Below are 18,259 nucleotides of genomic sequence, written 5' to 3' on the forward strand. Positions count from 1 at the left end.
AACCATTACGGCCCTTACCGCCCCTACCGCAGCGGTCGCGGCAACCCCGGCGTCCGCCCCCATCGTGTGCATCACCGGCCTGCGCAAGTCCTACGGCACGAACGAGGTGCTCAAGGGCATTGACCTGGACGTTGCACGTGGCGAGGTGATCGCCATCATCGGCAAGAGCGGCTCGGGCAAGAGCACGCTGCTGCGCTGCATCAACGGGCTGGAGTCCTTCCAGGGCGGCGCGCTCACCGTGGACGGCAAGCCGCTGATCCACGGTAGCGCGACGGCCATGCGCGCGCTGCGCCAGCGCGTGGGCATGATCTTCCAGAGCTTCAACCTGTTCCCGCACCTGTCCGTGGGCCGCAACGTGATGCTGGCGCCCACGCTGGTGAAGAAAACCCCGCAAGCGGATGCGACCGCGCACGCCCGAGGGCTGCTGGAGCGCGTGGGGCTGGGCGAGAAGTTCGACGCCCGGCCCGACCAGCTTTCGGGCGGCCAGCAGCAGCGTGTGGCGATTGCCCGCGCGCTCGCGATGGAGCCGGCGGTGCTGCTGTGCGATGAGATCACCTCCGCGCTCGACCCTGAGCTGGTGGGCGAGGTGCTGCGGGTGGTGGAGTCGCTGGCACTCGAAGGCATGACGCTGCTGATGGTCACGCACGAGATGAGCTTTGCCCGCAAGGTGGCCGACCGGATCATCTTCATGCACCAGGGCCGGGTGCACGAGGCCGGCTCGCCAGCGGAGTTGCTTGGCAACCCGCAGACGGCGGAGCTGCGGCAGTTCCTGTTCTCGGTCGCGGGCTGAGCCGCCGCTGCGTGCCTTACTCGATCGTCGCGCCCGATTCCTGCACGATGCTGCGCCACTTCTGGTAGTCGGTATTGAGCAGGTGCGAGAACTGATCGGGCGTCATTGCCTGTGGCTCGGCGCCCTGGGCGTGGATGGCGGCTTGCACGTCGGGCATGGCGAGCAGGCGGTTCACCTCGGTGTTCATGGTGGTGACGATGTCCTTGGGCGTGCCGGCCGGCATGAACAGGCCATACCAGGTGCTGACGTCAAAGTCCTTGAAGCCTGATTCGGCCACCGTGGGCACGTCTGGCAGGGCGGTGCTGCGGCGTGCCGAGGTCACGGCCAGCGGGCGCAGCTTGCCGCCCTTGATCTGACCCATGGCCGAAGGCACCGAGGACACCATCAGGTCCACATTGCCTGCCAGCACGTCCATCATGGCCGGGTTGGAGCCCTTGTAGGGCACGTGGCGGATCTTGATGCCGGCCGCGTTCTTGAAGATCTCGCCGGCCAGGTGGATGGTCGTGCCATTGCCGGGCGAGCCATAGGTGATGGTGTCAGGCGCGGCGCGCGCGGCGGCCACCACGTCGGCCAGCGTCTTGAAGCGCGAGTTGGCGGCGGTGACGATGATCACCGGCGTGTAGGCCACATGGGCCACGGCCACCAGGTTCTTGGTCGGGTCGTAGCTCAGGTTCTTGTAGAGCCAGGGCGCGACAACCATGTTGTCTTTCTGGCCCATCACCATGTCGTAGCCGGTGGGCGCTGCCTTGGTGGCTTCCGCGATGCCGATGGTGCCGCCGGCGCCGCCGCGGTTGTCGGGGATGACCGTCCACTTGCTCACCTCGGTGAGCTTGTTGGCGACCAGGCGCGACAGGATGTCGGTGCCGCCGCCGGGCGGGAAGGGCACGATCAGCCGGATCGGCTTGGTGGGATAGGTCTGGGCCTGCGCGGCCAGGGTAAAGGCGAGGGCCGCGAGGGCCAGCATCTTGCGGATCATGGAGTGTCTCCTGGGGGGATTCTGCGGGCACTGCCGGCCCGGGCGGAACGCGAGCCGGCGAGTGTGCCGCAAAAAGGGCGGGGCCCGCCATCGCGAAAAGCGATCAGGCGAGCGAAGGCTGGCGGCGCGGGCGTGACCGGCCTGCGGCCTGGCGGTGCAGCACGGTGGCCAGCAGGCCCAGCAGCACCCCGGCGATCACGTCCCACACCACGTGCTGGCGGGTGGCCAGCGTGGAATGGATGATGGCCAGGCACCAGAGGCCGTTGATCCATTGCAGCATGGCCGGGCTGCGGGTGACCGACAACTGGCCCGCAATCACCCATGCCGAAAACACCGCAAAAGCCACGTGCAGCGAGGGGCAGGCGTTGCCCGAGACGTCCGCGCTTTTCAAGAACTGCAGGGCCGGGTGCCGCGCCCAGTTGACGTCGGGCACGGGCACCTCGGTTGGAAAGACGATGTAGCAGGCGAATGCGACCAGGCTCATGGCCAGGGCCACAAGGCCATAGGCGCCCAGTTCACGGCGGTCGCGTGCCAGGCCCGGCGCCAGTGCCACGTACACCCACAGCGACACGTAGGCCGCGAAGGTCTCGGGCATGAAGGGGATCTGCTGGTCCAGCCAGGTCAGCGGCATGACCGTGACCGGGCCGACCGGATGGCGCATGACCCAGAAGTAACCATAGAAGAAGACCGCCACCCCCAAAGGCGTTGCCAGGGCTTTGAAGAGCCACAGCGTTGTAAGGCAGGTCTTGATGTCGCGCTGCCAAGGTGGCGAGCTTTGCACGTAATGTCTTTCTTGCCGGGTGGCGCCGGCAGTCGCTAAGGGCAGGCGCAGCATAGCGTGCCCATTTGGCGCCGCAGGCAGAGAGGCCCCGCAGAATGCCGATTTTGAATCGCGAATGCCAGCGGTAAGTATCAATTAAAGATACTTTGGGTTGTGCATATGTGTGGGGTTTAGAGATTTGAGTCTTTCCTGCGGACTTGGCTGCAACATCCGACCACCTCAACCGCAGGAGCTTTTCCATGCAAGCCCCCCGTCCCGTCACGGCCTCTGGCGCCTCCAAAACGCTTGTCACTGGGCCGTGCTGCGGTCGCGTGAGCGCACGCTGGAGTTGCACGAGCCGCGCTACAGCATGGTCAGCTACGCCTGGGGCCGGCAGTACCAGCAGTCCAACCAGTGGGTGCTGGAGACCATGGCCGAGGCGATGGAGCCCGCCACCATCCACAGCCGCGAGCAGGCGCAGGCCTGGCTGCGCTTCAAAGGCTACGCACCGACGGTGCTGCGCGTGGGGCCGCTCACCCGCCTGGGCGGACGCATGACGCGCACCAATATCGCCTTCGACGACCATCCCACGCAGGACCGTCTTGCCGACCGCATTGCCACCGTCACCGTCGATTCGGCCTTTGCCTGGATGGCAGCCAGCGGTTTGGGCGGGGCGCTGGTGCGGCTGGAGTTGCGGTGAGCGGGCGCGCCTTGCCCCGCAGCATCTCGCGCCGCAGCCTGCTGGGCGCGGCACTGGCTGGAGCGGGTTTGGCTGTCGTTGCGCCGCGGGCACTGTGCAGTCCTGCGCAGGATGGTGCCGCGCTACAGGTGGGCAATATCACCGGCCTGCATACGGTGAAGGTGGCGCGCATCGAAACACCGCGCAGCACAGCGGATGTGCGGCGCGCACTGCTGCACTGGCCGGGGCGCATTGCTGTTGGCGGGGGGCGCTACAGCATGGGCGGCCAGACAGCGGTGGCCGGCGGGCTGCACCTGGACATGCGCGGGATGAACCAGTTGGTCTGGCTGCGCCCGCAGGAGCAAACCGTGCGGGTGCAGGCCGGCATGCGCTGGCGCGACCTGCTGGACCACATCGACGGCCACGGCCTGGCGGTGCGCACCATGCAGAGCTATTCCAACTTCACCGTGGGTGGCGCGGTCTCGGTCAACGCGCATGGGCGCTACATGGGCCACGGCCCGGTCGGGCATTCGGTGCGCGCGCTGCAGTTGGTGCTGGCCAATGGCTGCGTGGTGGAGGCGAGCCGGCAGCGCCACCCGGCGCTGTTCAGTGCTGCGCTGGGCGGCTATGGCGGCGTGGGCGTGGTCACCGAGGTCGAGCTGCAACTGGACCGCAACAGCCTGCTGGAGCGCCACATCGCCGAGATGCCGCTGGCCGACTATCCCGCGTGGTTTGCGCGCAGCGTGCGGCCGGACCCCGCTTGCGTGCTGCACAACGCCGATCTGCTGCCGCCGCATTTCGACCGGGCCACGGCCATCAGTTGGCGCACCACGCAGCGGCAGGCCACCTCGACAGAGCGGCTGATCCCGCGCGGCCGCAGCTACCCGCTGGAGCGCGCCGCCATCTGGGCCGCCACGCTGCCGGGCGGTGACGCGCTGCAGCGCGAGGTATTGCGCCCGGCATTGCAGCGCCGGCCTGCGGTGGTCTGGCGCAACCACCAGGCCAGCCTGGACCTGCGCATGCTGGAGCCGGCAGACCGCCGCAGCGCGACCTATGCGCTGCAGGAGTACTTTGTGCCCGTGCCGCAATTGCTGCCATTTGCGGCACAGATGGCGCACGTGCTGCAGGCGCATGGCGCGCAGGTGCTCAACGTGTCCATCCGGCACTCGCCGGCCGATGCCGACGGGCTGCTGGCGTGGGCGCGCGAAGAGGTGTTCTCGCTGGTGATCTACTACCGGCAGGGCACTGGTGCGCAGGCGCAGGACGCGGTCGGGGTGTGGACACGGGCGCTGATCGATGCCGCACTGGCCTGCGGCGGCAGCTACTACCTGCCCTACCAACTGCATGCCACGCGTGCGCAGTTCGAGGCGGCCTACCCGCAGGCCGACGCCTTTCGCGCGGTGAAGCGCGAGCTAGACCCGCAGGGGCGGCTGAGCAATACGCTGTGGGATCGGTATATTTGAACAAAATAGGCCTCTAGCCCAGGTGTGGCCTGGGCTATTAGCTATCAAAAAAGTAGTACACAAGAAGGAGTGCATATGGGCAAGGCATTGCGGCTTTCCGAGAAGTGGTTCAACCGGGGCTTGTGGTTGGTGGCGCTGGTGTTTGCCAGCTTCCTGATCGGGCTGGGCGGCACGCTGGTGGGCGACCTGCCGCAGGTGGAGCAGCGGCACACGCTGGAGGACTTCATGGACCCGGCCGCCACCGCCCGGCAGCGTGCGGCGCAGGACGCCGCGCAACTGGCGCAGCGCCAGGCCCAGGACGCGCTGGAGCAGGCGCGGCTGCAGCAGAAGGTGGCGCAGTCTGATTCGCAGGCCGCGCGCGAGACCTTCGACAACTGGCTGGCCACGCGCAGCGTCACGCAGCGCTCCGAGCAAGACGCCGAGCTGCTGGCCCGCACCCGCGCGCTCGATGGCCTGCGCGTGCGCGAGCGCGTGGCCGAACAACAAGTGCAGACCCAGCAGCAGAAGGCGCTCGATGCACGCCAGGCCGAGGCCCGCGCGCGGGATGGCCTGGGAGCCTTGCAGGCCGATGCCTTGACGCAGCTCAATACCGAACTGCGGCGCGTGGAGCTGCGTGTGTTCCTCTACCGCCTGGCGCTTACGCTGCCACTGCTGGTCGTGGCCGGCTGGCTGTTCGCCAAGAAGCGCAAAAGCACCTGGTGGCCTTTTGTCTGGGGCTTCATCTTCTTTGCGCTGTTTGCCTTCTTTGTCGAACTGGTGCCCTATCTGCCCAGCTACGGCGGCTATGTGCGCTACCTGGTCGGCATCGTGGTCACGGTATTGGTCGGGCGTCAGGCCGTGGTGGCCTTGCAGCGCTACCGCGAGCGCCAATTGCTGGCCGAGCAGCAGCCCGACACCGTGCGTCGTGAAGAGCTGAGCTACGACACCGCACTGGGCCGCCTGGCCAAGGGCGTGTGCCCGGGCTGTGAGCGGCCGGTGGACCTGAAGGCGCCCGGCATCGACTTCTGCCCGCATTGCGGCATCTGCCTGTACGACCACTGCGGCCGCTGCGATGCGCGCAAGAGCGCCTTCTCCAAGTTCTGCCATGCCTGCGGCGCGCAGGGGCGGCTGTTGCCAGCGGAGGTGACGGCGCCTGCTACTTCTCTACCGAGCTAGCGCGGGGGGGCGTTTCTAGGCAGTCAGCATGACCGCGTTCGGAATTCCACGTGCCCCATGGGGCGGTGGAAAGCACGCTAGGATGGGTATGCGCCGCACAGCAGGCCGGCCCAAGCGCCGCGTCTGCTTGTTGCCGAATGCAACTCTGCGGGGCTTCCCCCGGCAGCCGTTCCAGGCAAGGCGCGCAACCGTCCCCATCCAAGCTCCAAGGACCCGACATGACCACCCCCAGCTATACCGACACCCGACTCTTGATCGACGGTGTCTGGTGTGACGCCGCCAGCGGCAAGACGATTGATGTCGTCAACCCCGCCACCGGCAAGACCATCGGCAAGGTTGCCCACGCAGGCATCCCGGACCTGGACCGCGCACTGGCATCGGCACAGCGCGGCTTCGAGGCCTGGCGCCGCATTCCGGCCAACGAACGCGCAACCACCATGCGCAAGGCCGCCGCGCTGCTGCGCGAGCGTGCCGCCGACATCGCCCGTCTGCTGACGCAGGAGCAGGGCAAGCCCTTCGTCGAAGCCCGCGGCGAGGTCCTGGCCGGCGCCGACATCATCGAATGGTTTGCCGACGAAGGCCGCCGCGTCTACGGCCGTATCGTGCCCTCGCGCAACCTGTCGGCGCAGCAACTGGTGCTGAAGGAGCCTCTGGGCCCGGTGGCGGCCTTCACGCCGTGGAACTTCCCGGTCAACCAGATCGTGCGCAAGCTGGGCGCGGCGCTGGCCAGCGGCTGCTCGTTCCTGGTGAAGGCGCCTGAGGAAACACCGGCCTCGCCGGCTGCGCTGCTGCAAACCTTTGTCGATGCGGGCGTGCCCGCCGGCACCGTCGGCCTGGTGTTTGGTGACCCGGCTGAAATCTCGGCCTACCTGATCCCGCACCCGATCATCCGCAAGGTGACCTTCACCGGCTCCACGCCGGTGGGCAAGCAGCTGGCGGCGCTGGCCGGCCTGCACATGAAGCGCGCCACCATGGAACTGGGCGGCCACGCGCCGGTCATCGTCGCGGCAGATGCCGATGTGGCGCTGGCGGTAAAGGCCGCGGGCGGTGCCAAGTTCCGCAATGCGGGCCAGGTCTGCATCTCGCCCACGCGCTTCCTGGTGCACAACAGCCTGCGCAAGGAATTTGCCGAGGCGCTCGTCAAGCACGCCGAAAGCCTCAAGCTCGGCGATGGCCTGACCGAGGGCACGACCCTGGGCCCGCTGGCCAACGCCCGCCGCATCACCGCCATGGCCAAGGTGCTGGAAGACGCCCGCGCCAAGGGCGCCACGGTGGCCACTGGCGGCGAGCGAGTGGGCACGGACGGCAACTTCTTCGCCCCCACCGTGCTGACGGACGTGTCGCTCGACGCCGACGTGTTCAACAACGAGCCCTTCGGTCCGGTGGCCGCGATCCGTGGTTTCGACAGCTTGGAAGAGGCCATTGCCGAATCCAACCGCCTGCCCTTCGGCCTGGCCGGCTATGCGTTCACGCAATCCATCAAGAACGCACACCTGCTGTCGCAGCAGGTGGAAGTGGGCATGCTGTGGATCAACCAGCCCGCTGCGCCCACGCCGGAAATGCCTTTTGGCGGCGTGAAGGATTCGGGCTATGGCTCCGAAGGCGGCCCCGAAGCCATGGAGGCCTACCTGATCACCAAGGCTGTCTCCATCATGGCCGTGTAGCCGACAGTCGCTGCGCGACGGCTAGCGGCAGATACCTGCCGCTAGCCCGGCTGGGTGACGTCATTTGCTGCAGGACGCGCCTTTGTCTGACGAGGCCGGGCCGCTCTTGCCCTCAACATGCAGGCTCGCACGCGGCCGTCCGGCCGCACTTCATTCACCTACCCGTCTGAGGGAGCCCGCATGAGCATTTTCGGCAGCATTCTTTCCAAGATCTTCCCTTCCGCCCAAGCCGCGACCCCACCCGCATCGACTGCGGCCCCTGCCGCGCCAGCCGATGCTCCGGCGGCAGCCCCCGCACCCGCCGCGCTGGCACCGGTGGACGTGGAAGCCGTGCTGAACGGCCTGGCGCAGCAGAACCCCGAAAAGCTGAACTGGCGCACCTCCATCGTCGATCTGATGAAGCTGCTCGGCCTGGACAGCAGCTTTGCAGCCCGCAAGCAACTGGCGCAGGAACTGAACTACAGCGGTGACACCAACGACTCTGCGTCCATGAACATCTGGCTGCAAAAGCAGGTGATGCAGAAGCTGGCGGCCAATGGCGGCAAGGTGCCGGACGATTTGAAGTAAGGCGCGCGCCGTGCTGGCTGCTACGAGCGGCCGGCCAGCTCCTGGCACAACGTGGCCAGCGGCATGGCCTGTACCTCGTGGCCAAGCGGGAAGGGCGCATCACCGGGGTAGACCACCAGCTTGCGCGCAGGCGACAGGTCTTCGCAAGCCGAATGAAAGCCGCGCTCTACCTTGGGCGTCAGGCTGCGTTTGACCTCGATGGCCCACAGCTCGCCATCGGGCCAGGCCAGCAGCAGATCGATCTCCGCGCCGCCGCTGGTGCGGTAGAAATAGCCCTGCACACCCTCCGGCGCGCAGGCCAGCAGGTTCTCGACCACGAAGCCTTCCCAACTGGCACCCACGACCGGGTGGGACAGCAGCGTCTCCCGGGTTTCGATGTCCAGCAGCGCATGCACCAGCCCGCTGTCGCGCACGTAGACCTTGGGCGACTTGACCAGGCGTTTGCCCAAGTTGGCATGCCAGGGCGGCAGGCGGCGTACCAGCAGCAGTTCGCACAGCAGGTCGATGTAGCTGTGCGCGGTCTTGGCATCCACGCCCAGGTTGCGCGCCAGTTGCGCCACGTTGAGCAGGCCGCTCTGGTGGTGCGCCAGCATGGTCCAGAAGCGGCGCAGTGTCTGGGCGGCGATGCGTGGGCCGAACTGCGGGATATCGCGCTCCAGGTAGGTGCGGATGAAGTTTTGGCGCCAGCGCAGGCTGCGGGCGTCGCTGCTGGCCGTCAGGCTGTCGGGAAAGCCGCCGCGCAGCCACAGGGCGTCGGCCAGCGCGGTGCCGGTCTCCAGCAGGCTAAGCGGTCCCAACTCCAGGTAGGCGATGCGGCCGGCCAGCGTTTCGCCGGATTGCTGCAATAGGTCCAGCGAGGCCGAGCCCAGTAGCAGGTACTGGCCGGCGCGGCGCCCGGCGCGCCGGGCCTGGTCGATCATCCCGCGCAGTACCGGAAACAGACCAGGCGCGCGGTGCACTTCATCCAGGATGACCAGCTTGTCCAGGTGGTCTGCCAAGTACAGCTCGGGCTGGGCCAGTTTGGCGCGGTCGCGCTCGGACTCCAGGTCCAGGTACAGGCTGGGCAGTGCTGCGGCCGTCTCCAGTGCCAGCGTTGTCTTGCCGGCCTGGCGTGGGCCCAGCAGTGCCACGGCAGGGGAATGCTGTAGTTCTTCCGCCAGTCGCGTCTGGAGTTGCCTATGAAACATCCTTGCAATTGTGGAGTTTCATTCCGTAATTTGCAAGGATGCTTGTCGGCTCACTCGCGCGCCGGCCGCCGCAGCGTGACGACCAGGGCTGCAATGCTGGCACAGGTAGCCAGCAGGCCCAGCGCCGGGAACAACGGGATGCCGAACCACACCGGCCCCATGGCCATCAGGCGCGGCGCCAGCCCCAGGATGAAGGCGCCGGCCACCACGGCCAGCGCCAACCGGGTGGCGGCGCGCTCCAGAGCGCTGGCCAGCCGGTCGAGCTGGCGCACCTCTATGTCGGCCGCCACGCGGCCTTGCCGCAATCGGTACATGAGCAGGCGCAGCGTTTGCGGTGCGTCGGCGGCCAGGTCGTACAGGCCGGCCAGCGCCGATGCGCGCTGGCGCAGCAGGCGCTTGGGTGAATAGCGCCGCTGCAGGTGCTCGCGCACCAGCGGCTCGGCCGCGCGGGCCACGTCAAAGTCAGGGTCCAGCAGGTGCAGCACGCCATCGGCGGTGATGATGGCCTTGAACAGCAGGGCCAGGTCGGCCGGCAGCACGATGCCGCTGTCACGCGCCAAGGCCATCACGTCCTGCAGCGCCTGCGTGATCGACAGCGCCTGCTTGCCGTGCTGCGCGACGAACTTCTCCACCGAGGCATCCAGCCGTGCCAGGTCCGGGCTGCTGCCGCCCGACCATTCGAGCAACACCATGGTCAGCCCGTCAGATTGGCCCTCTACCAGCGCGCGCAGCAGGTCCACGACCTGGTCGCGCCGGCGTGCGGAGAGCCGGCCGACCAGGCCAAAGTCGAGGAAGCCCACGCGGTTGCCCGCCAGCGCGACCAGGTTGCCGGGGTGTGGGTCACCGTGGAACAGGCCGTCGCGCAGCACCATCTGCAGGAAGGCGTGCGCGCCGCGCTGCGCCAGCAATGGGCCGTCCAGCGCGGGGTAGTCCTTCACACTGCCAGCCTGCGTGCCCGGCAGGTAGTCCTGCACCAGCAGGCGCTCGCTGCTCCATTCCCAGGCGATGCGCGGGACCACGACCTCGTCCTGCGCGGCGAAGTGCGCGGCCACGGCTTCGCCGTTGTGGCCCTCGCGGGTGAAGTCCAGCTCGTCGCGTATCGCCGCCGCCGCTTGCCGGGCCACTTCACGCGGCTGGTAGTGGGCCAGCGCCGGCCAGTTGTCTTCCAGCAGCGCGGCCAGGTGTGACAGCAGGCGCAGGTCGGCCTCGATGCGCGCGCGCAGACCGGGGCGCTGCACCTTGACGACCACATCGCGGCCTTCGGGCGTATCGTCGGCAAGCCGCGCGCGATAGACCTGCGCCATGGAGGCCGAGGCCAGCGGCTCGCGTTCGAAGTGCTTGAACACGGTGTCTACCGGCGCACCCAGGTCTTCGTTGATTTGTACGGCAATCGCGTCCCAGGGCACGGGCGTGGCCTGGCTGTGCAGCTTCTCCAGCTCCTGAGTCCACTCGGGGCCCAGCAGGTCGGCGCGGGTGGCCAGGATCTGTCCAAGCTTGACGAAGGTCGGGCCCAGTTGCTCGATGGCCTGGCGTACGCGCTGTGGGCGGCTGGCGTCATCGGCCGTGGCTGCGACGGTGGTAGCGAGCGGCGCCAGGCGGCGCAGGCCCAGGGCTTCGACCAGATCGGCGAGACCGAAGCGCAGCAGCACGCCCACGATCTCCTGCAGGCGGGCCCGGTCTCGCACGGCGACAACAGCGGTTTGCAGCATCAGGCCCCCTCCTTGCCTTGTCGATGGCGACGGGACCATTCTGGCAGGCGCTGTGCGCGGCGGTGTTACACGCCGCGTGCGCGGTCCGCCTTGAACTGCGCGCGGAACTCCGAGAAGCGGCCGGCGTCCAGCGCCTCGCGGATCTCGCGCATCAGGTTCAGGTAGTAGTGCAGGTTGTGGATGGTGCAGAGCATGGGGCCGAGCATTTCGCCGCAGCGGTCCAGGTGGTGCAGGTAGGCACGGCTGAAACCCTCCCGGCCACCGTCGTTCCAGCTCACGCCTGAGATGCCGGCGCAGGCATGGCAGGTGCAGCTCGGGTCGACCGGTTGCGGGTCACTCTTGTGGCGCGCGTTGCGCATCTTCAGGTCGCCAAAGCGGGTGAACATGGTGCCGTTGCGCGCATTGCGGGTAGGCATGACGCAGTCGAACATGTCCACGCCCTGGGCCACGCCCTCCACCAGGTCTTCTGGCGTGCCGACACCCATCAGATAGCGCGGCTTGTGGGCCGGCAGCTTGTGCGGGGTGTGCGCCATGATGCGCAGCATCTCGTCCTTGGGCTCGCCCACGCTGACGCCGCCAACGGCGTAGCCGGGGAAGTCCAGCTCTACCAACTGATCGAGCGATTCCTGCCGCAGGTTCTCGAACATGCCGCCCTGCACGATGCCAAAGAGTGCGTTGGGGTTCTCCAGCCGGTCAAATTCGGCCTGGCAGCGCTTGGCCCAGCGCAGGCTCAATTCCATCGAGCTGCGCGCCTCGCGCTCGGTGGTGATGTGGCCGTTGGTGTCGTAGGGCGTGCACTCGTCGAACTGCATGACGATGTCGCTGTTGAGCACGGTCTGGATCTGCATCGAGACCTCGGGCGTGAGAAACAGCTTGTCGCCATTGACGGGCGAGGCGAACTTCACGCCTTCCTCGCTGATCTTGCGCATCGCGCCCAACGACCAGACCTGGAAGCCGCCCGAATCGGTGAGGATGGGCTTGTCCCATTTCTCGAACTGGTGCAGGCCGCCAAAGCTCTGCATCACGTCCAGCCCGGGCCGCATCCACAGGTGGAAGGTGTTGCCCAGGATGATCTGCGCGCCCATCTCTTCCAGGCTGCGCGGCATCACGCCCTTGACCGTGCCGTAGGTGCCGACGGGCATGAAGATAGGCGTCTGCACCACGCCGTGGTTGAGCGTGAGCGTGCCACGCCGGGCGTGGCTGGTGGGGTCGGTGGCGAGCAGGTCGAAGCGCAGCATGGGAGGAGGATCAGGCAGGCTTGTGGGCGATGACGCGGAAGCCGCGGATGGGGGCGCCGCGTTCAAGGCGCAGGTCGGCGAACTCAATGGCCACGTCATCGAAACCGCTGTTCTTGCACAGCGCCTGAATGGCGCTGACCTTGTGCGCGTAGCGAATGGAGTCGCGCAGGACCAGATCCGGGCCGCTTTCGTCGGCTTCTTCGCAGGTGAAGATCAGGTTGCCGTCCGGGCGCAGCACGCGCAGGGCGTTGGGGATGGCCGTGCTCAGGTCACCCACATGGATGAAGACATCACAGGCTGTGATGACGTGGTAGAGCGCGTCGGGCGTCTCGCGCAGCGCGTCCAGCAAGTTGACCGTATGGAAGCGGTCGTAGACGTCGTGGCGGGCTGCCTGCTCCACCATTTTGGGAGACAGGTCCACACCGATCAGCGCGCCATTGATGCGACCCAGGAATGCTCCCAGCAGGCCGGTACCGCAGCCCAGGTCCAGGACATTGAGTTCCAGCGTTGGGTAGCGGCCGCGAATCCATTCGGCTACCTGGCGCGGGGTGTCGTACTTCAGCCCCTGCACCAGATGCATGTCGAAGGACGGTGCATAGTTGTTGAACAGGTCTTGCACCATGGCGTTTGGCTGTGTGCTGGGTACCTCGCCATGCAACTTCTGCAACCAGAAGCGGTAGACCTCGTTGTCCGGCGCCAGTTCGACCAGGCGCGTGGCATCTTGCTTGGCACGTTCGCTGTGGCCCAGCCGGAATGCCGTGCTCATGCGTTCCGCGAGTACGTCGGAATCCGAGGGGGTGGCGTCGACGGCTGCGTCCAGAATGCGCAAGGCCTCTTCGATCTGCCCTGCATCCGTCAGTGCGCGGGCCAGCAGGCGTTGCAGGGGGACGTTGTTCGGCGCCAGAGTCGCGGCCTTCTGCAGCCAGGGCAGCGCGACGGCGGAATTGCGCGCATGCGTGGCGATGTCGATGGCGCGGCTGAGGATGGGCAGGTCATCGGGCGCCCGGTCGATGGCCTTCTGCGCCGCAACCAGGGCTTCCTCCCACTGGTTCTGCCGCGCCAGGCACGCCGCCAGCTCGATCACGGCAATGGGCCAGCCCGGTGCGCACTCCACTGCGCGTCGTGCCGCCTGCAGCGCTGCCTTGGGATTGCCCGCCGCTTCGCCAAGGCGCATGCCCAGGATATAGACCGCAGGATGCTGCGGCGCTGTACGGCCCAGCTTGTTGAGTCGTTCGGCCGCAGGCCGCAGGTCCTTCTTGGCGATCAACTGCTCGATCGATTGCAGCTGACGGTTGAATTCATCCAATGTCGACGGGGGTGTGCTCATGTGAAATCAGGAAGGCGTGTGCCGGAGGCGCACAGCGGCGTTGGCACAAAAAATGAAAGAAAGGACGCGGGGCGAAACCCGCCATTATCCGGCCACTCAAGGCGCCGGCTGTGCCGGGGGTGACGCGCGGCCCGACAGGGGCAGCAGCATCAGCACGGTACGGTTCAGATCTTCAACGACCAGCAGGCGGCCCTGGCGGTCGATGGTGATGCCGGTGGGCTTGCCCATGGGCCGCACGCCGGGCTTGGCGTCCCAGCCGGACAGCAGCGGCACGACGGGGCGGGTTGGCAGGCCCTTGGCGTCGAGTGCAATGCTCACCACGCGATGCCCGGCCGGCCGATAGCCGTGCCAGGCCACCAGCAGTTGACCGGCGTAGGGGCTGGCGGCGGGGCCGACCAGCATTTGCAGTGGCGCGGCATGGGCCGGCCAGAGCCGGAGCGGGGCTTCGGTGCTTTTGCAGTCGTAGCGTTTCTCGTAGCCGCGCGCGGGGCGGCGGTCGGCCACGCAGTAGGGCCAGCCGTAGTGGCGGCCGGGTTGCAAGAGGTTGAGTTCTTCGGCTGGCTGGTCCTGGTCGGTGTAGTCGATCGAGTTTTCACCCTGCAGCACGGTGCCGTTCGCCAGCACGGTCAGCGCGACGGAATTGCGCAGGCCGGTGGCAAAGGGCTTGAAGCTTTGCAGGCTGAACTGCGGGCCGCCCAGCACGGCTTCATAGACTGCGGCGCGGGGCTTGTCGCCGGCCAGTTCGGGGCAGGGCGCGGGCTGCTGCTGTTGGTCGTTGCGGCAGGCATCGCTGAAGGAGCCGACGTTGACATACAGGCGCCCGCCGGGGCCAAAGGCCAGCTCTTTGAGCGGGTGAGCGCCGTCGTCGGGCAGGTGGTCGATGAGCGCTTCGCGCTGCAGCGGCTGGCCGGCGGAGGGCAGCGGCGTGCGCCAGACACTGCCGGCCTCGCCGATGTAGACCTTGCCGTCCGGCCCCAGCGCCAGGCCCAGCGGGCGGTCGAGCTGCTCGGCCAGCACGGTGATGGTGGCGCGGCGTGGGGCCGGGCCGCTGCTGGGCAATGCCATCTCCAGCAGCCGGCCACGGCGCGGCTCCCACGAGCCCATGTCGACGATCCAGTAGCGGCCTGGCGCCACCTCCAGGATGCGGCGCGGAAAGCGCAGGCCCTGGGCCTCGTCGGCCACCAAGGCCACGCAGGTGCCGGGCGGGCTGCTGATGTCCACGCGGGCGTAGTCGCCGCACAGGCCTTGCGGTGTGTAGCCGCGCGCCTGGGCGGCGGCGGGCAGCAGGCTGGCGATGACCCAGAGCAGGGCGCGGAACGACATGCCGGCCTCCTTCAATCCGTGGGCTGCGCGCGTTCCAGCAGCATCGCATCCCCATAGCTGAAGAAGCGGTAGCCCTGGGCAATCGCATGGCGGTACAGCGCCATCACGTGCTCATAGCCGGCAAAGGCGCTGACCAGCATCATCAGCGTGGACTTGGGCAGGTGGAAGTTGGTGAGCAGCACATCGACCACGCGGAAATTGAAGCCCGGGGTGATGAAGATGTCGGTATCGCCCGCCGCCTCGCCGCTGCGCGCCCAGGATTCGAGCGTACGCACGGTGGTCGTGCCCACGGCCACCACGCGGCCGCCGCGGGCGCGGGTGTCGGCAATGGCTTGTTGCGTGGCGGGTGGTACCTCGTAGCGCTCGTGGTGCATGGTGTGGTCGGCAATGCGCTCGACCTTCACCGGCTGGAAGGTGCCGGCGCCCACGTGCAGGGTGACGCTGGCGCGCTGCACGCCGTGTGCGTCCAGGGCGGCCAGCACGGCTTCATCAAAGTGCAGTGCGGCGGTGGGCGCGGCCACGGCGCCGGGCGCGCGGGCAAACACGGTCTGGTAGCGCTGCGCATCCTCGGCCGAGTCGGCATGCGTGATGTAGGGCGGCAGCGGCACATGGCCGTGGCGCTCCATCAGGTCGTAAGGCGTCTCGCCGGGCAGGCCCTCGAAGCGGAACAGGAACAGCGGCCCTTCCTCGCGCGGCCAGCGGCCCAGCAGCGTGGCGCTAAAGCCGCCCACCATGCGCAGCGTGGCGCCGGGCAGCGGCTTTTTGCTGACCTTCATGTGGCAGACCACCTGGTCGCCCTGCAGCACGCGCTCCACCAGCAGCTCGACCTTGCCGCCGCTGGACTTCTCGCCAAACAGGCGTGCTTTGACGACCTTGGTGTCGTTGAACACCAGCAGGTCGCCCGCGCGCAGCAGGCCCGGCAGTTCACGAAAGATGCGGTCGACGGGCGGGGCGCCGGTGCCGTCGAGCAGGCGCGAGGCGCTGCGTTCGGTGGCGGGGTGTTGGGCGATCAGCGCCTCGGGTAGGGCGAAGTCGAAATCGGCGACGCTGAAGTCGCGCGCGGGCGTGAAGAGTTCGGTCATGGCGCTTGAGGACGGGACGCGTCCGTACCAAGGAGAGATAAGTGCAGGGCGAAGGCGGGGCGGGCCCCGCGGCAAGGGCAGAATTCTCCCATGCCCGTGTTGCCCCCGTCGTCTGCCCCCGATCCCGCCGCTGCCGCGCCGCGCCCCGCGCCGGCCAAGAAGGCGGCCACCAGCCCGGCGCGGCAGGCGCTGCTCAAGCTGGGCCTGCGCCGCGACATCGACCTGGCGCTGCACGTGCCGCTGCGCTACGAGGACGAAACCCGCATCCAGCGTATCGCCGACACCCGCCATGGCGAGACGGTGCAGGTGGTGGGCACGGTGGTGCACAGTGACATCGTGCTGCAGCCGCGCCGCCAGCTGAAGGTGCTGATCGACGACGGCAGCGACACGCTGGAGCTGCGCTTCTTCACCTTCTACCCCTCGCACAGCAAGGCGCTGGCCGAGGGCATGCAGGTGCGGGTGCGTGGCGAGGTGCGCGGCGGCTTCATCGGCCGGCAGATGCTGCACCCGGCCTTCAAGCCAGCCGACGCGCCGCTGCCCGCCGGCCTGACGCCGGTCTACCCGGCCAGCGCGCAACTGCCGCAGGCCTATCTGCGCAAGGCGGTGCAAACCGGTTTGTCGCGCGCCGATCTGAGCGAGACGCTGCCGGCCAAGGCCGACCCGTATCCGCCCGGCCCGGGGATTTATGGAAAAAAAGGCCTGCAGCCCAGGTGGAGCCTGCGCGATGCGCTATCGTTTTTGCACTACCCCGCGCCCGACACGGCGCTGGCCACGCTGGAAGACCGCAGCCACCCGGCCTGGCAGCGGCTCAAGGCCGAAGAGCTGCTGGCCCAGCAGTTGTCCCAGCTCGAAGCCAAGCGCGCCCGCGACGGCCTGCGCGCGCCGCTGCTGCAGGCCGGCGCTGATGCCGATGCATTGCCCGCGCAATTGCTGGCCGCGCTGCCCTTCGACCTGACGGCCGCGCAGCGCCGCGTGGTCGAAGAGATCGCGCAAGACCTGGCGCGTGCCGCACCCGGCGGCGGCGCCGTGCCCATGCACCGCCTGCTGCAAGGCGATGTCGGCGCCGGCAAGACCGTGGTCGCGGCGCTGGCTGCCTGCATCTGCATCGCGGCCGGCCACCAGTGCGCGCTGATGGCGCCAACCGAGATCCTGGCCGAGCAGCATTTTCAAAAGCTGGTCAGCTGGCTCGCGCCGCTGCTGGCTGCGCGTGGCCTGCAGGTGGCGTGGCTCACCGGCAGCCAGAAGAAGAAAGAGCGCACCGCCGCGCTGGCGCTGGTGGCCAGCGGCGAGGCCGCGCTGGTCATCGGCACGCACGCCGTCATCCAGGGCCCGGTCGTGTTCCGCCACCTGGCGCTGGCCATCATCGACGAGCAGCACCGCTTTGGCGTGGCGCAGCGCCTGGCACTGCGCGGCAAGCTGCATGGCGAGGGCCGTGAGCCGCATCTGCTGATGATGACCGCTACCCCCATCCCGCGCACGCTGGCCATGAGCTACTACGCCGACCTGGATGTTTCCACCATCGACGAGCTGCCGCCTGGCCGCACGCCCATCGTCACCAAGACCGTGGCCGACAGCCGGCGCCACGAGGTGGTCGAGCGCATCGGCGCGCAACTGGCACAGGGCCGGCAGGTGTACTGGGTCTGCCCGCTGATCGAAGAGAGCGAGGCGGTCGACCTGACCAACGCCACGCAAACCCACGAAGACCTGCAGGCCGCGCTGCCCGGCGTGGCCATTGGCCTGCTGCACTCGCGCATGCCGCCGGCCGAGAAGAAGGCGGTGATGGCCGAGTTCAGCTCCGGCCGCATGGGCGTGCTGGTCAGCACCACCGTGATCGAGGTCGGCGTGGATGTGCCCAATGCCTCACTCATGGTGATCGAGCATGCCGAGCGCTTTGGCCTGTCGCAGCTGCACCAGCTGCGTGGGCGCGTGGGCCGTGGCGCGGCGGCCTCGGCCTGCGTGCTGCTCTACGCCACCAACGAGGGCGGCCGCGTCAGCGAGACCGCGCGCGAGCGCCTGCGTGCCATGGCCGAGACCAACGACGGCTTCGAGATCGCCCGGCGCGATCTGGAGATCCGCGGCCCGGGCGAATTCCTGGGCTCGCGCCAGTCGGGCGCGGCCCTGCTGCGCTTTGCCGATCTGGAGGCCGATGCCGACCTGTTGGCGTGGGCGCGTGACCTGGCGCCGCGCATGCTCGATCTGGACCCGGACCTGGCGCAGCGCCACGTCGGCCGCTGGCTGGGCGGGCGGGCGGAATTCCTCAAGGCCTGAGTCATGTTTAAGGAAAAAGTGGCTGAAACCCAGGTGGTACCTGGGCTATTAGCTCTACTTTTTGTAGCTGC

The 18,259-nt window shown here is 68.1% G+C and carries 14 protein-coding genes and 1 pseudogene; 7 read left to right on the forward strand and 8 right to left on the reverse strand.

Annotation, left to right across the window (positions count from 1 at the left end):
- Positions 1–4 precede the first annotated feature (4 nt).
- Positions 5–790 (forward strand): amino acid ABC transporter ATP-binding protein, encoded by a 786-nt coding sequence (locus tag AAFF27_03450; GenBank protein XAH26149.1) that lies wholly within the window; start codon positions 5–7, stop codon positions 788–790.
- Between the two features lie 16 nt (positions 791–806).
- Here the strand turns inward: AAFF27_03450 and AAFF27_03455 are convergent, their stop codons facing one another.
- On the reverse strand, positions 807–1,766 hold the full coding sequence (locus AAFF27_03455) for a tripartite tricarboxylate transporter substrate binding protein (protein ID XAH24262.1): 960 nt from the start codon (positions 1,764–1,766) through the stop codon (positions 807–809).
- Positions 1,767–1,869: 103 nt separating this feature from the next.
- Positions 1,870–2,547 (reverse strand): phosphatase PAP2 family protein, encoded by a 678-nt coding sequence (locus tag AAFF27_03460; GenBank protein ID XAH24263.1) that lies wholly within the window; start codon positions 2,545–2,547, stop codon positions 1,870–1,872.
- A gap of 301 nt (positions 2,548–2,848) precedes the next feature.
- Between AAFF27_03460 and AAFF27_03465 the strand changes: the two are divergent.
- From AAFF27_03465 to AAFF27_03485, 5 genes and pseudogenes are all read left to right on the forward strand, one after another.
- Positions 2,849–3,226: pseudogene (locus tag AAFF27_03465) on the forward strand (DUF2145 domain-containing protein).
- Between the two features lie 11 nt (positions 3,227–3,237).
- Positions 3,238–4,668 (forward strand): FAD-binding oxidoreductase, encoded by a 1,431-nt coding sequence (locus AAFF27_03470; protein XAH24264.1) that lies wholly within the window; start codon positions 3,238–3,240, stop codon positions 4,666–4,668.
- A gap of 75 nt (positions 4,669–4,743) precedes the next feature.
- Entirely contained in the window at positions 4,744–5,823 is a 1,080-nt protein-coding gene (locus tag AAFF27_03475; GenBank protein ID XAH24265.1) for a zinc ribbon domain-containing protein, read from the forward strand.
- Between the two features lie 218 nt (positions 5,824–6,041).
- Positions 6,042–7,487 carry an NAD-dependent succinate-semialdehyde dehydrogenase gene (locus AAFF27_03480; protein ID XAH24266.1) on the forward strand — a complete coding sequence of 482 codons (1,446 nt, stop codon included), beginning with the start codon at positions 6,042–6,044 and terminating at the stop codon, positions 7,485–7,487.
- Positions 7,488–7,667: 180 nt separating this feature from the next.
- On the forward strand, positions 7,668–8,054 hold the full coding sequence (locus tag AAFF27_03485) for a DUF3597 domain-containing protein (GenBank protein XAH24267.1): 387 nt from the start codon (positions 7,668–7,670) through the stop codon (positions 8,052–8,054).
- A 20-nt stretch (positions 8,055–8,074) separates the two neighbouring features.
- Here the strand turns inward: AAFF27_03485 and AAFF27_03490 are convergent, their stop codons facing one another.
- From AAFF27_03490 to queA, 6 genes are all read right to left on the reverse strand, one after another.
- Complete coding sequence (locus AAFF27_03490; GenBank protein XAH24268.1) at positions 8,075–9,241, reverse strand: ATP-binding protein; 1,167 nt, start codon at positions 9,239–9,241, stop codon at positions 8,075–8,077.
- Between the two features lie 50 nt (positions 9,242–9,291).
- Positions 9,292–10,950, reverse strand: coding sequence for an AarF/UbiB family protein (locus tag AAFF27_03495; protein XAH24269.1), 1,659 nt, complete (start codon positions 10,948–10,950; stop codon positions 9,292–9,294).
- A gap of 65 nt (positions 10,951–11,015) precedes the next feature.
- Complete coding sequence (tgt, locus tag AAFF27_03500; protein ID XAH24270.1) at positions 11,016–12,188, reverse strand: tRNA guanosine(34) transglycosylase Tgt; 1,173 nt, start codon at positions 12,186–12,188, stop codon at positions 11,016–11,018.
- Between the two features lie 10 nt (positions 12,189–12,198).
- Positions 12,199–13,515, reverse strand: a complete 1,317-nt coding sequence (locus AAFF27_03505; GenBank protein ID XAH24271.1) for a tetratricopeptide repeat protein — start codon at positions 13,513–13,515, stop codon at positions 12,199–12,201.
- Between the two features lie 96 nt (positions 13,516–13,611).
- Entirely contained in the window at positions 13,612–14,838 is a 1,227-nt protein-coding gene (locus AAFF27_03510) for a PQQ-dependent sugar dehydrogenase (protein XAH24272.1), read from the reverse strand.
- An 11-nt stretch (positions 14,839–14,849) separates the two neighbouring features.
- Positions 14,850–15,920: a tRNA preQ1(34) S-adenosylmethionine ribosyltransferase-isomerase QueA gene (gene queA / locus AAFF27_03515; protein XAH24273.1), complete on the reverse strand. Its 1,071-nt coding sequence runs from the start codon at positions 15,918–15,920 to the stop codon at positions 14,850–14,852.
- Positions 15,921–16,010: 90 nt separating this feature from the next.
- On the opposite strand from queA, the gene recG reads away from it, so the two are divergent.
- Positions 16,011–18,188: an ATP-dependent DNA helicase RecG gene (gene recG, locus AAFF27_03520; protein ID XAH24274.1), complete on the forward strand. Its 2,178-nt coding sequence runs from the start codon at positions 16,011–16,013 to the stop codon at positions 18,186–18,188.
- Positions 18,189–18,259 lie beyond the last annotated feature (71 nt).

This window comes from Xylophilus sp. GW821-FHT01B05 (genome assembly GCA_038961845.1).
Classification (GTDB): domain Bacteria; phylum Pseudomonadota; class Gammaproteobacteria; order Burkholderiales; family Burkholderiaceae_C; genus Xylophilus.

What these genes read in the sequence shown, in the direction of transcription:
- AAFF27_03455 (XAH24262.1), bottom strand. Translation starts at nt 1,766, where the DNA reads ATGATCCGCAAGATGCTGGCCCTCGCGGCCCTCGCCTTTACCCTGGCC.
- AAFF27_03475 (XAH24265.1), top strand. Translation starts at nt 4,744, where the DNA reads ATGGGCAAGGCATTGCGGCTTTCCGAGAAGTGGTTCAACCGGGGCTTG.
- AAFF27_03480 (XAH24266.1), top strand. Translation starts at nt 6,042, where the DNA reads ATGACCACCCCCAGCTATACCGACACCCGACTCTTGATCGACGGTGTC.
- AAFF27_03485 (XAH24267.1), top strand. Translation starts at nt 7,668, where the DNA reads ATGAGCATTTTCGGCAGCATTCTTTCCAAGATCTTCCCTTCCGCCCAA.
- AAFF27_03490 (XAH24268.1), bottom strand. Translation starts at nt 9,241, where the DNA reads ATGTTTCATAGGCAACTCCAGACGCGACTGGCGGAAGAACTACAGCAT.
- AAFF27_03495 (XAH24269.1), bottom strand. Translation starts at nt 10,950, where the DNA reads ATGCTGCAAACCGCTGTTGTCGCCGTGCGAGACCGGGCCCGCCTGCAG.
- tgt (XAH24270.1), bottom strand. Translation starts at nt 12,188, where the DNA reads ATGCTGCGCTTCGACCTGCTCGCCACCGACCCCACCAGCCACGCCCGG.
- AAFF27_03505 (XAH24271.1), bottom strand. Translation starts at nt 13,515, where the DNA reads ATGAGCACACCCCCGTCGACATTGGATGAATTCAACCGTCAGCTGCAA.
- AAFF27_03510 (XAH24272.1), bottom strand. Translation starts at nt 14,838, where the DNA reads ATGTCGTTCCGCGCCCTGCTCTGGGTCATCGCCAGCCTGCTGCCCGCC.
- queA (XAH24273.1), bottom strand. Translation starts at nt 15,920, where the DNA reads ATGACCGAACTCTTCACGCCCGCGCGCGACTTCAGCGTCGCCGATTTC.
- recG (XAH24274.1), top strand. Translation starts at nt 16,011, where the DNA reads ATGCCCGTGTTGCCCCCGTCGTCTGCCCCCGATCCCGCCGCTGCCGCG.